The sequence below is a fragment of the Lysinibacillus parviboronicapiens genome (genome assembly GCF_003049575.1).
GTDB classification, from domain to species: domain Bacteria; phylum Bacillota; class Bacilli; order Bacillales_A; family Planococcaceae; genus Lysinibacillus; species Lysinibacillus parviboronicapiens.
Genome location: NZ_PYWI01000017.1, coordinates 88,476 through 100,116 on the forward strand (window position 1 = coordinate 88,476; position 11,641 = coordinate 100,116).

Sequence of the window (11,641 nt, forward strand, 5' to 3'; positions counted from 1 at the left end):
TTAGCAGCAAAGGCGGTCAGTATTGATTGGCGTGGATGGCGCAACATTCCTGTAGAAACAGCTCGTGCGGAAACTCCATTTTTGTGGGGCCGCTCGAAAAATTAGTTGGTGCTGTGCCTGTGGATGGAACAGTGTATCTACTGCAAATTAGGAGATATCTCTTTTTTTGTTTTGATGTAAAATCAATACTTTGGTTGTTTGCATTTTTACAGAAAATGTTGATTACATAATCGATTAAGAAAAGGACAAACTACATAAAAAATATGAAATGTCTATGGATTGAAAATGTAGTAAATACCTGGCAGCTAGACGCTATAAAGGGGTTGAAATGAAATGAGTGAGACAACACAACAAGTCATTGAATTGCTAAAGAAAGAAATTCATGGAATAGATGATGTCGTCATAAAAAAAGTTTACACAGAAGAAGGCAATGTTACCGTTATATATATATCTTCTCTGGTAGAGAAAATGACCGTACAATCGATGATATTCATACCACTCGCTAATCATATTCGTCAAATTCTTCGTGTAGCTGAATCCGTGGATATTAAGAATATAGAGATTGTTTTACAAAAATTGAATGCTGGTCACACGCTGTTATTCTTTCATCAATTAAATCAACTACGAACAATTGACACATATAGTGCTCCCACACGCTCGATAACAAATACTGAAACAGAGTCTACGGTTATTGGCCCACAGGACGCTTTTACAGAATCATTAGAGACCAATATTTCTTTAGTGAAAAGGCGTATCCAAAATCCATTGTTGAAGACCGAAATTCGCACAGTAGGCACAGAGACAAATATTAAAATTTCCATCATGTATATGGATAATATTGTCAATAAAGAAAATCTGGAAAACCTTCGAGAGCGTATAGATAACATAGATTATCCCTATTTTACAGATATATCTGAGTTGAAGCAATTGATTGAAGATAATCCATTATCGCCATTTCCTCAGTATTATATGAGTGTAAGACCAGATAGTGTCAGTCAGTATCTTATTGACGGACGAATTGTCCTATTTATGGACAATAGTCAAGCGGCTGTTGTTTGCCCAACATCGTTTTTTGAAATGTTCATATCAATTGAAGATTATTATAACCGTTGGTCCACTGCCTCTTTGCTTCGGATGCTTCGATTTTTTGGATTTTTCCTGACGATAATGATTACACCAATGTATATATCTGCCTTAACATTTCATCCGGAAATTTTGCCATATGAATTGTTATTAAATCTTCAAGAATCAAGAAGTAAAGTGCCGTTTCCACCAATCATCGAAGTACTGTTTATCGAGCTCATCATTGAAGTATTGCGGGAAGCCGGTTCTCGAATGCCTGCAAAAGTCGGGCAAACGATTGGTATCGTAGGTGGTATTGTAATAGGAACAGCGGCTGTAGAAGCAGGACTTTTGAGTAATATACTCATTGTGTTAGTAGCAACTTCAGCATTACTTTCTTTCCTGCCACCCATTTTTTTAATGAGTAATACGAGTCGGTTTGTGCGCTATATTTTTATCTTATCTGCTGGTTTTTTTGGATTGTTCGGGCAAATGCTAGCATTCGCATGGTTAATCAACCATTTACAAAATTTAAAATCTTTAGGTACGCCTTATATGACACCATTTATTCCTCGGAAAGCGACAGATTTATTGGACGGTGTCATCAGATTTCCAACTAAATATTTAATGGCAAAGAAGGGGATTTCAAGAGCACAAAAAAAATAGATGGTTTTATGGAAATAGAGGTGGTTAACGTTGAGTACAAACAATAAAAAGCTTTTAAATGCATATCATGTTGTTTTTTTAACACAAAGTATAATGATTGGTACAGGTATTCTTTCACTCCCTCAAAAACTTAGTTCTTTAGGTTATAATCAGACGTTTATGCCACTTCTATTTGGCGTTATCGCAAGTGTGACACTTTGGCCAATGATTTGGATTGGTTCGAAATATCCTGATGCAAATTTATATCGAATCAATGAAATTTTGTTAGGTAAATGGCTAGGAAAAACCATCAACTTTTTTTTCATCCTTCAATTTCTTGTTTTTAGTGCTGGAATTATTAGTAATTACATGCATCTTATTCAGAGTACAGCCCTGCCAGAGCAGACTATTACCTTACCTGTGATTTGTTTTCTATTATTACTTATTTACATTGTAAGTGGTGGCATTAAATCCATTGCCAGATTTTGTATGATGACCTTTTTTATTACGATAGGTATGATGTTTTTCACTAGTTGGGCATTTCAAAAGGGGGAGATGAGCCACTTTCTCCCTTTATTCAATTTTACTGGTGGGGAATTTTATGAAGCCATGAAGAAAGGGTATTTATCGATTCTAGGATATGAATTAATCATGTTTTACTATCCATATATAGTGCAGCAAAAAAAAGCCTATAAGCATACATTAATCGGCATTTGGATTAGCATTTTTGTTTGTTTTATTACCACGGCTATTAGTGTGATGTATTACTCAGAATGGCAATTAAAAAATATAGAATTTTCAGTACTCAACCTATTTAAAGCTGGCGAATTTTCATTTGTTGAAAGAATCGATATTATCGGTATCACACTCTGGGTATTTTTAATATTATCCTCGGTCGCTGCCTATCTATGGTGTGCGAAAAAGGGTGTAGATTCTCTCGTAGTAAAGAATAGTAATGCTTATTTATATATACTAGCTATTATCATTTTTTTTGTTGTGAAGATGCCGTTATCACGTAATTTTCAAGATAAATTATTTACCGCAAGTAATTATGTTGGTTATATGTTTATTATTTGGCCGTTATTATTAGTTATTCTTTATGTACTTCGAAAAAAGAAGCAGGTGCAGTCATGAGTAGAAAATTTCTTTGCCTAACTTCTTTTGTTGTCCTTTTTCTTTTGGCAGGTTGTGCCGACAAAGAACTAAAAGTGCCATTGGAAGATGTAGGTATGGTGGGTATTATGGCTTTTGACTATATTGATGAAGATAAAACGCAATTAACTGTGGCAATTCCACAGTATTCTCCGCAAGCAGAGCAAAATACACAAATTTTCTCTGTTGCGACAGATCTTGTTTCCAATGGGATTGTTGAAATCGAAAAACTGTCAGATAAAAAAATTGTTTTCAACCAATTGCGCGTCGTTCTTGTGAATGAAGAGCTAGCACGAAACGGGGATGTTCTAAAAATCATTCAGCACTTATACAGAAATGCTGAGGTCGGTAACAAGGTGCTTATTGCGGTCGTGAAGGAACGAGGAGAAGAGATGTTAAGATATAAATATCCGGATAAACCGAATATCAATTTTTACTTAAATGACTTGTTGGAACCAAGCATTAACACGGCGTTTAACCCAAATACGAATATTCATGATTTTATGTATGAAATCACAAATCCGGTCTTGGATCCAATTCTCCCGTTTATTGATAAAAATAATGATAAAATTGAGATTAAAGGGGTAGCTGTGTTCAAAGGAAATAATATGTTTGATACGATAAAGCCAGAAGAGGCGTTGTTGATTCAGGCCATTAAAGGTAGAAAAAACTTAGCTCCGTTGGATATCAATATGAATCAAGGGCATGGCAAAGAAAGATTGATGATGGACTTAATAGAAAACAGTGTAAAAATTAAAAGCAATAAGAATATAGATACGCCTAAGCTCACGATTAAGCTAAAGATTAAAGGGACGCTGAGCGAGTACAAAGGAGAACGAGAAAATAAGTTAAATACCACGGATAGCTTAGCGGTTTTAGAGGATGATGTAAATAAAGAGCTTGAAGAGGACATTAAAAAGTTTTTTGCTAAGCTGAATGACATGAAAGTGGACCCTAGTGGGTTAAGTGAATATTTCAGAATGTATCACCATGGAAAATGGAAGAAAGAGATGACTAGAGAAATTATAAGCAAATTAGAGGTAGATGTGGAAGTGAATACGTCCATTATTAGTACAGGAACGTTACGATAAGGCAATTAACAAAGTGTCCAGGCGACTGTTTGGTCTGAGTTCGATAGGGATAAGAACGCAGGCCTTTTACATGTCCTTTTCACATTGTCTTATCGTTAAAGCAAGGTTAACCAATATATATGGAGACCGAATACGCCTAAGTAAATGATTAATAACCCAGTTAAACACATGGAGAAGAGATTTTTGAATCGTTCACCGCTCTTTCGATAAACCAAATAGGAAAGTGCAGTAATGGAATACGACAGCATAATTTTCACTACTAAAAACAATGTGGGGCTAAGAACCCACAATACATCCATGATTGGATTTAATTCTTCAATTTTATTTAGCATTAGCCCATAATGTGTAGCAAAACCATCAAAAATATTCAATATCGCTATGAGCAGGCCAAGGAACAGAATATTGCATTTAAAGATAATAATCACGCCTTTGCAAATGGGAGTAATAGTAGAATAGCCATTTTGGACGTGATTCATAAAAAAGACAGTCGTTTTTTTAAAACATAGAGAAACGGGAAGGCTATACAGCTATAAAATCAACCAACATATTGTAAAGGCAATTTATCATTCTTAGTAGCGTGACAAATTGCCTTTTTTTGTGCGATGAGTATGCTTTCAAAGCTTATAGGTGTTACTTTTGGTTTGCTATGTTTTTTGCATAATAAAGCTTAAATGTCTTCCTGCTTGTTTGTCTTGGCGATAGGAAAAGCCATCTGCGTTAACATACGTACAGGTTGGATCAATTGTAATGTGCGTGGTCGGAATCCCCGCTAGTTCACACTGTTTTTTCACCGTTAGTTGATTATCAATGTGGTATTTATTAGTTTGTGCATTGTAATACATAAATTCTTCTGCATAGCCGAGGTTCTTAAATTTCTCATATACATCCACATCCACCTCGAATTTCTGCTGGCTGAGTGCCATGCCAATTTGTACATGAAAATCTTGTGGTAGGCATTGCTCCTGTTGAATTAAGTGCTGAAACAGTTGTAATGTTATTTCCTTGACCGTTCCTTGCCAACCAGAATGAATAACCCCGACAAGGCCCTTCACCTCATTATAGAAAATTACGGGTACACAATCGGCCGTAAAACTGCAAAGTAACAGATTCGGCTCGAATGTATAGAGAGCATCGGTATTGGCTATGGCTGTATCATTTTGTAAAGCTCCTCGCCCTTTATCGATAGCTGTGACCCGCTGGAAATTTGCGCTATGTGTTTGCTCGGTACAGATAAAATCATGCAGGTCGCAATGCAATGTCGCTGCTAACTTCATTCGATTCTTAAGCACATCATCTGTACTTTTGCAGACATGTAGTGCCATATTGTTTTGTTCTTGCTGCGTAGCATCCTTCAAGGTAGTTCCTGCTATGAATTTCTCGTTGTCGAAATAAATTTTAGTTGTCATATCTTCACCCCGTCTTACTATATATGATTGAATTGCCAAAGTATAGCTTATGCTATGGACGATTTTTTTTCTTAGGTTTGCATACTATATAGAAAAAACAGGTGCAACAATTTCTACAATTGGCGCCTACAATTAAAAATGGAACGACTTGAAAAAGACATAATTGATAATTTTCTGGTCATATAGTATCCAAGAAGACATTGTTTTTAAATATGTAACAAGGGAGCGTGTATATGAATCAGCATTACTTTCTATTGATTTGCCAATTAGGCATGGGGCTATTTTGGATTATTACATACATACTCATTATAAAACGTGGCTTTCAAGATAAGAAATATGGCATGCCGATGGTTGCGCTTTGTGCGAATATATCGTGGGAATTCATCTTTACCTTTATTTATCCGCAAAATGATTTACAAAAAATCATTACTTTTCTGTGGTTTTTACTCGACATGGTTATTTTGCTACAGTATTTAAAATATGGTCCTAAGGAATATAAAAAAATCATGTCCCCAAAACTTTTTTATGCGTCTTTCCTGATCACACTGAGTGTAAGCTTTCTAATTATCCTAGTAATGACACAGGAACTAAATGATATAGAAGGGAAATACGCCGCATTTTCGCAAAATCTGATGATGTCTGGGTTGTTTATCTCGTTATTATTTTGGAGAGGGAACACTGACGGTCAATCAATGTTCATTGCTGTTTGTAAAATGATTGGGACCTTGTTTGCTTCTGTGGCGTTCTTTATCTATTTTAGAACGCCATTGATAACCATTATGTCAATCGCTACATTTATCTTTGATTGGCTCTATATTGTTTTGCTCTATAGGGTTTATCGTAGAAAGATAAATTTTAGAAGAGGCTAATTATTTATTTTGGCTGGTGACGGCAGATAATTAATGGCCCATTCGTTGCCGATGAACCAGGTGAACTAACAGTATGAAAATCACGCTTCTATTCATTGAGTGTGATTTTTTTTATTTTTCGATAAACGCCCACCACCACTTGGGATGCCAACGAGTCAGCTAAGGGGACTGATCAACTACCGTAAAGTTCGATTAGTTCATCTAACAATCGGTAATATCAATAATTGAAATTTAATGTATTGTTATATTTTCAGCATGAAAACTAGTAGGTTGCTAAAAAGGTTTATGGTAATTTATTCCTATTACAAATAGATTGCGAAATTATTACTAAGTAAAACAGTCAAAAAAGCGCTATGAAAGGCATCTTGCATCCCAATGTGCGTCTTGTCATACAATTGTAAAAATCCTTCCATATATTTAGTGATGAATAATTCTTTGAAACTATTTACCATGAATATAGAGCAATCAGGAAGGAATGATTTGATGTTTAAAAAAGTAAAAAAAGTGGCAATGGCCTCAGTATTATCAGTATCTTTATTAGTACCAATTAGCGCAATGGCAGCCGATTCATATACAGTAGTATCAGGAGATACTCTTTGGCAAATTGCCGTGAAAAACCAAACAGGTGTACAGGAGCTAATTGATGCGAATCCACAACTGGCAAATCCAGATCAAATTAACCCAGGACAAAAAATTAATATTCCAACAAAAGAGCAAGCAACGGTAGAACAAGAAGTTGTTAAACTTGTCAATGCTGAACGCGAAAAAGCGGGTCTATCACCGATGAAAGAGGATTGGGAGCTTTCAAGAGTAGCGCAATACAAGTCGCAAGATATGCTAGACAAAAAATACTTTGACCACACAAGTCCTACTTATGGTACACCATTCACTATGATGAAAAACTTTGGTATTACGTATAAATCTGCAGGTGAAAATATTGCCAAAGGTCAACGCTCAGCAGCAGAAGTTGTGACAGCATGGATGAATAGCGAAGGACATCGAGCGAATATTATGAGTAAAAACTTTACACATATTGGTGTAGGGTATGTTGCAGAAGGTAACTACTGGACACAAATGTTTGTGCAAAAATAATAGAACAAGGGCTGTTCCACTGTCAGTATATACTGATAGTGAAACAGCCCTTGTTCATTTTAGAAACGCAATTGAGTGATAGCTCACAATCCTATCATCGCCAAACAACTGATTTACCGAAACATACCTGTTTGGAATGTACAGAAAACGTATTTCAGCTCTAACTAGATTGCGATAGCTTGAGTATAACGACAACTTTGGTGCACTGTGCTAATAACACGAGGACAGGTTGTAGCATTTACATATAACGAGCGTCATTTTAACGGAGCATCTCATTGTGAAAGTAGCAACGTCCAAGTACTTTGTTCATGTTTCACTGGATTTTATTTTTCTTTATAAGAATTGCCTTTGCTCTTGAATTGATATCGAGTTTACTATAAATGGTTGATAAGTAAACACGGACTGTCCCCTCTGATAAATTCAGCCTTTGCGCGATTTCACGGTTCGTTTCACCGTCAGCTAATAAATCAAACACTTCTTGTTCACGTGGTGTTGTCAATGGTCTAATTCACTGCTACCTGTGTCCTCGACTTGCAGATGCTACAAATAATGCAGTGAAAGAGGTTGCCATTTGGTCATTCGATTATCTTGTAACATTTTAAAATAGCTGTTTAAAAGAGGCTGAATCTCTTTTTCATCTAAAAAGGTCCGAATATAATAATAGGGTGCTCCTTGTGCCAATGCTTCATGTAAAATATCTAATGCCAAATCGGTGTTGCCAAGTTTAAGATGACATAGTGTCTCAAGAACAGTTGCTTCAATAATAGTGGCAATTTGTGTATCCTGTTGTGCCTTTGTTTTTACTTGAATAACAAATTGTTAAGGCATCTTCATGTTGTTCCTTCAATAATAATAATCGTGCGTAAACGAGCCTCCAAAAGGGCTGTTTTGTTTTCGTAGCCTGTAACGCCATATCGGCATTCATGCTATCACCTGCTAATACTCAGCAAGCAGGCATTGTGGCCGGGTCAAATGGTGCATTTAATCCAAATGCCAATATAACACGTGCACAGTTGGCGAAAATACTAGTACGTGCATTTGGGATAACACCAAATGGAACGAGTACCTTCCAAAACGTTCCAATTACGCATTGGAGTCATGATTACATTGCCGCACTTGCAGATGCGTCAATATAGTATGAAAATAACGAACGTTTAAAATATTGCGATTCCTATACGATTGCGGTTACTTGTTCTTGAAGCATTAGAAAGTGAACAAGCCGAAAGAATGCAATATAGGTAAATATAAATAAAAATCACTGAAAATAAACACACTACTATCAATACATGAATAAGATGTCTCTGTAGAAGTACCGTAGAGGTAGGTGTTTAGAACGTGAAAAGAAAGTGGATAGCTACAATGTGCCTTGTATGTGTCATTGGTTTGGCGGGTTGTCAGGGGAAATCGGAGAAAGAAAAAGAATTACAGCAACAACTCGATGGCTTACAGGAGCCAGTTACTGCCGAGCAAAAGGAAACACAAGAAACAGCGCCTGTAGTCGTAAATATTGTTGACCCCAATACAATGGATATCATACAAACCTTATCACCGAAAGATTTAGGTTATGAGGAAGATGTTGCAACGTATAAAAAGAAGATTGAACAACTAGCGAAAGAGCTTGCAAGAGGGACTGAGACAGAAGCGGGCTATGATAAGCGAATGGTACTCGATCGAATTGGTGCTAATGGTCACATCATTAAAGGAAATCCACAGGTGCTTTTGAAGGAAAGTGAATTGGTGGAAAAGGTAATGGCTGTATCAGCAAGCGGCGGAAATGTGGAAATGCCGCTATATATTTCGGAAAGTGGATATTATCTAGCGGATATTCCTTATTTAGAAGATGTAGTTGTTGCATCCTTTACCACGTACTTCAATTCCTCAGATGTAGGTAGGAACAAGAATATTGAACTTTCTGCAAAGGCCATAAATAATGTCATTGTTGGCAGTGGCGATTACTTCTCCTTTAATACGGTGGTCGGTCCAAGAGACGAAGCAAATGGCTATCAACCTGCACCTGAAATCATCAATAAGAAAGTGGTTATGGGTATTGGAGGAGGCATTTGCCAAACATCCTCGACGCTTTTTAATGCGGTTGATCAAATTCCAGTAAAATTTGTAGAACGACATCATCATTCCTTAGATATAGGGTATGTACCAAAAGGAAGAGATGCTACTGTGTCCTATGGAGGATTAGATTTCCGGTTTCAAAACACCAGTGATGTGCCGTTTTTAATCACAACGCTCTATGGGAAAGATTTTCTTACGGTGGAAGTTAGAACCTCGCAGAAATATGAAGAATTTTTGAAAAATCCTTAGTTGCTGGTGGAAGACACTGTACTCTGTAAGATTAAGTAAAGGTAATTGTACATTATGTCTTATTCAATAGTGTTTCTTTTATAATGTTACACATTAAAAGAAAATGCACATTACTAAATGCAAATTTTAGTAATGTGCATTTTTATTTACATTAACTTTCTCATGTACATTTGTTAAAAGGTTAAACACTTTACAAGGTTTAAGAAAAAAATTAATATAGGAACATACGTTCTTTTAAGGGGGGATAATAATTGTATTGGTTTGAGTATTGTCCGAAGCATGTTGAAAAGTAAATATCAGTTATTTGTATTTAAAGATAACCAGCCCTTTATTCCTTTGACAGATTATTATCATGATTGTTTAGGGAGAATTGATAAAAGCTCTGCAATATCATATTTGAATTGTCTACTTCCCTTTTTTAAATGGTTAGAGGAAGAAAGTAATTATCAAGGAAACAATGTGCAATGGAATGATTCAGAAGAAAAAATACGTGTTGTGGGTGAAGATTATTTGTTGCATGAAATGAAGTGTAAAATTCGTGATAAAGATACCTTTCGGTTTGTAAATCTAACTAACAAAAGTCCAAACACAATTAGTCGATTTTTATCAGCATTAAAATCATTTTATAAGTCAATGATACGGTTAAAACAGGTAATCCATTAATAGATGGTCAGGCTTTCCTACATAGCTACAAAGAGGAGATAAAGGGTGTTCGAGAAGATAAGCCAAGAATGCCTTCAATTGCAGGTACTAATCAAGCGGTACAGAGAGGAACGTAACTATGAACCAATCATTAGAACGAATCCATTCAGATAAACGTCAGTGGCTTGATAAAGTACATCAACAACGTAAGGAACATTCTGTTTCTATTGGCAAACAAACCATTGATTTTCTTGTAGAACAAGGGATTCCAGTAACCTATCATAATATTTGGGGCATTCAAAAGCATTTGATGATAAAGAGAAAGGTATTCACATAAATACTATTAAACGAAATGAAGAACTATATGAGTATTACAAACAGCATAGTAGAACTTATAAAGTAAAGAATGCTCGTAAAAAGCCAGAGAAGCCTTCTACATTTGATGAATCTACTTTAAGAAGGAATCTCCCCTGAAAGAGAATTAACAAACGTTAGAAAGAAGTACATGCGGCTTTCTAAGGAGGAATTAGTTAAACGTTTGATTGAAGTAGAACAATATGTTGAGAATCAACAACGTTGGGTTGGTAATCAATTCGAAAGGTTTAAATAAAAAAAGGATGGCTGTATTACTGCACCCCATAAGTTAGAGTAAAAACTAATTTTTGGGGTGATTTTTTTATGACAAAATATAGTGAAGAATTTAAATTAATGGTGGTTCAAAATTATTTAAGTGTGGTTTTTAATAAAGATTGATAAATAAATGCATTGAAATTCAGGTTCTACTTATTCAGCAATCGGGCCATATTATTGAATAACATTTTTTAAAGATATGTTATTAAAAACGACGCTTTGGGAAGCTTTTTAAAGGAACACTATACATTGATAGCGAAATATTAATCATAGGAATAAAAGCGACTAAAGGATTGGTGATACTATGAAATTTTTCTTTTGGAAATTAGACAACAAGGAAAAATTTATTCGTGCTTTTTGGACGGGTTTATTAGCATTAATAGTTTTGTATGTTGTTTGTTGGTACTTAGTTGATGATTTAATTATAAAAATAGTTCTTCCAATGGCTTTATCAATTATATATCTTGTTGATTTAGTTTTTCGTTTTAAAAAAATAAAACGTATGAAAGTAGAGCTTTAAATTTGTTTGCTTATGCATGTCATAATACAATAACGTTCCCAAATGAAAGTTTGAAAAGAGACCGAAACCCATAACAATCGGGCGCGATTCGGTAGTGACCCCTTAAAGTTAGAGTTTTATTATGCAGCTAATTGGCTGGCATGTTTTCGGTAATTTACCGGACTCATGCCGGCCAGTTTTTGTTTAATACGAACATTATTATAATAATTGATATAC

At 35.5% G+C, this 11,641-nt stretch carries 15 protein-coding genes; 10 read left to right on the forward strand and 5 right to left on the reverse strand.

Annotated elements, in window-relative coordinates:
* Positions 1-333: 333 nt before the first annotated feature.
* Genes C9J35_RS15040 through C9J35_RS15050 form a run of 3 tightly spaced genes read left to right on the forward strand, consistent with a single transcriptional unit; the run spans position 334 to position 3,950 of the window.
* Positions 334-1,728, forward strand: coding sequence for a spore germination protein (locus C9J35_RS15040; protein ID WP_107925148.1), 1,395 nt, complete (start codon positions 334-336; stop codon positions 1,726-1,728).
* Between the two features lie 30 nt (positions 1,729-1,758).
* On the forward strand, positions 1,759-2,841 hold the full coding sequence (locus C9J35_RS15045) for a GerAB/ArcD/ProY family transporter (RefSeq protein WP_107925149.1): 1,083 nt from the start codon (positions 1,759-1,761) through the stop codon (positions 2,839-2,841).
* Positions 2,838-3,950 (forward strand): Ger(x)C family spore germination protein, encoded by a 1,113-nt coding sequence (locus tag C9J35_RS15050; RefSeq protein WP_107925150.1) that lies wholly within the window; start codon positions 2,838-2,840, stop codon positions 3,948-3,950. Before C9J35_RS15045 ends, C9J35_RS15050 begins: the two co-directional genes overlap by 4 nt.
* 95 nt (positions 3,951-4,045) lie before the next feature.
* On the opposite strand, the gene C9J35_RS23410 is transcribed toward C9J35_RS15050, so the two are convergent.
* On the reverse strand, positions 4,046-4,426 hold the full coding sequence (locus tag C9J35_RS23410; protein WP_153062960.1) for a DUF5658 family protein: 381 nt from the start codon (positions 4,424-4,426) through the stop codon (positions 4,046-4,048).
* 168 nt (positions 4,427-4,594) lie between these two features.
* The gene (gene pgeF, locus C9J35_RS15055) at positions 4,595-5,356 is read right to left on the reverse strand and encodes a peptidoglycan editing factor PgeF (protein WP_107925151.1); all 762 of its coding nucleotides are present in this window, start codon (positions 5,354-5,356) and stop codon (positions 4,595-4,597) included.
* A gap of 233 nt (positions 5,357-5,589) precedes the next feature.
* On the opposite strand from pgeF, the gene C9J35_RS15060 reads away from it, so the two are divergent.
* Together C9J35_RS15060 and safA are read left to right on the forward strand one after the other, a co-directional pair.
* The gene (locus tag C9J35_RS15060) at positions 5,590-6,225 is read left to right on the forward strand and encodes a transmembrane-type terpene cyclase (protein ID WP_107925152.1); all 636 of its coding nucleotides are present in this window, start codon (positions 5,590-5,592) and stop codon (positions 6,223-6,225) included.
* Between the two features lie 483 nt (positions 6,226-6,708).
* Complete coding sequence (gene safA / locus C9J35_RS15065; protein ID WP_107925153.1) at positions 6,709-7,317, forward strand: SafA/ExsA family spore coat assembly protein; 609 nt, start codon at positions 6,709-6,711, stop codon at positions 7,315-7,317.
* A 313-nt stretch (positions 7,318-7,630) separates the two neighbouring features.
* Here the strand turns inward: safA and C9J35_RS15070 are convergent, their stop codons facing one another.
* A complete protein-coding gene (locus tag C9J35_RS15070; RefSeq protein WP_054770044.1) occupies positions 7,631-7,816 on the reverse strand; it encodes a response regulator transcription factor in 186 nt (61 codons plus the stop codon).
* Positions 7,817-8,074: 258 nt separating this feature from the next.
* Positions 8,075-8,242, reverse strand: coding sequence for a hypothetical protein (locus tag C9J35_RS23660; protein WP_167395978.1), 168 nt, complete (start codon positions 8,240-8,242; stop codon positions 8,075-8,077).
* Between C9J35_RS23660 and C9J35_RS15075 the strand changes: the two genes are divergently transcribed.
* From C9J35_RS15075 to C9J35_RS15095, 5 genes are all read left to right on the forward strand, one after another.
* Positions 8,241-8,453 (forward strand): S-layer homology domain-containing protein, encoded by a 213-nt coding sequence (locus tag C9J35_RS15075; protein ID WP_054770045.1) that lies wholly within the window; start codon positions 8,241-8,243, stop codon positions 8,451-8,453. The two genes, C9J35_RS23660 and C9J35_RS15075, sit on opposite strands and share 2 nt — an antisense overlap.
* A gap of 199 nt (positions 8,454-8,652) precedes the next feature.
* A complete protein-coding gene (locus C9J35_RS15080; protein ID WP_054770046.1) occupies positions 8,653-9,633 on the forward strand; it encodes a VanW family protein in 981 nt (326 codons plus the stop codon).
* A gap of 279 nt (positions 9,634-9,912) precedes the next feature.
* Positions 9,913-10,296, forward strand: a complete 384-nt coding sequence (locus C9J35_RS15085) for a hypothetical protein (RefSeq protein WP_235616327.1) — start codon at positions 9,913-9,915, stop codon at positions 10,294-10,296.
* Between the two features lie 118 nt (positions 10,297-10,414).
* A complete protein-coding gene (locus C9J35_RS24250) occupies positions 10,415-10,612 on the forward strand; it encodes a hypothetical protein (protein WP_235616328.1) in 198 nt (65 codons plus the stop codon).
* A gap of 597 nt (positions 10,613-11,209) precedes the next feature.
* The gene (locus C9J35_RS15095; RefSeq protein WP_107925155.1) at positions 11,210-11,425 is read left to right on the forward strand and encodes a hypothetical protein; all 216 of its coding nucleotides are present in this window, start codon (positions 11,210-11,212) and stop codon (positions 11,423-11,425) included.
* 119 nt (positions 11,426-11,544) lie between these two features.
* Here C9J35_RS15095 and C9J35_RS15100 read toward each other — a convergent pair whose 3' ends face one another.
* On the reverse strand, positions 11,545-11,637 hold the full coding sequence (locus tag C9J35_RS15100; protein ID WP_369122296.1) for an IS3 family transposase: 93 nt from the start codon (positions 11,635-11,637) through the stop codon (positions 11,545-11,547).
* Positions 11,638-11,641 lie beyond the last annotated feature (4 nt).

What these genes read in the sequence shown, in the direction of transcription:
- C9J35_RS24250 (WP_235616328.1), top strand. Translation starts at nt 10,415, where the DNA reads ATGAACCAATCATTAGAACGAATCCATTCAGATAAACGTCAGTGGCTT.
- C9J35_RS15095 (WP_107925155.1), top strand. Translation starts at nt 11,210, where the DNA reads ATGAAATTTTTCTTTTGGAAATTAGACAACAAGGAAAAATTTATTCGT.
- C9J35_RS15085 (WP_235616327.1), top strand. Translation starts at nt 9,913, where the DNA reads ATGTTGAAAAGTAAATATCAGTTATTTGTATTTAAAGATAACCAGCCC.
- C9J35_RS15075 (WP_054770045.1), top strand. Translation starts at nt 8,241, where the DNA reads ATGCTATCACCTGCTAATACTCAGCAAGCAGGCATTGTGGCCGGGTCA.
- C9J35_RS23660 (WP_167395978.1), bottom strand. Translation starts at nt 8,242, where the DNA reads ATGAATGCCGATATGGCGTTACAGGCTACGAAAACAAAACAGCCCTTT.
- C9J35_RS15050 (WP_107925150.1), top strand. Translation starts at nt 2,838, where the DNA reads ATGAGTAGAAAATTTCTTTGCCTAACTTCTTTTGTTGTCCTTTTTCTT.
- safA (WP_107925153.1), top strand. Translation starts at nt 6,709, where the DNA reads ATGTTTAAAAAAGTAAAAAAAGTGGCAATGGCCTCAGTATTATCAGTA.
- C9J35_RS15060 (WP_107925152.1), top strand. Translation starts at nt 5,590, where the DNA reads ATGAATCAGCATTACTTTCTATTGATTTGCCAATTAGGCATGGGGCTA.
- C9J35_RS15040 (WP_107925148.1), top strand. Translation starts at nt 334, where the DNA reads ATGAGTGAGACAACACAACAAGTCATTGAATTGCTAAAGAAAGAAATT.
- C9J35_RS23410 (WP_153062960.1), bottom strand. Translation starts at nt 4,426, where the DNA reads ATGAATCACGTCCAAAATGGCTATTCTACTATTACTCCCATTTGCAAA.
- pgeF (WP_107925151.1), bottom strand. Translation starts at nt 5,356, where the DNA reads ATGACAACTAAAATTTATTTCGACAACGAGAAATTCATAGCAGGAACT.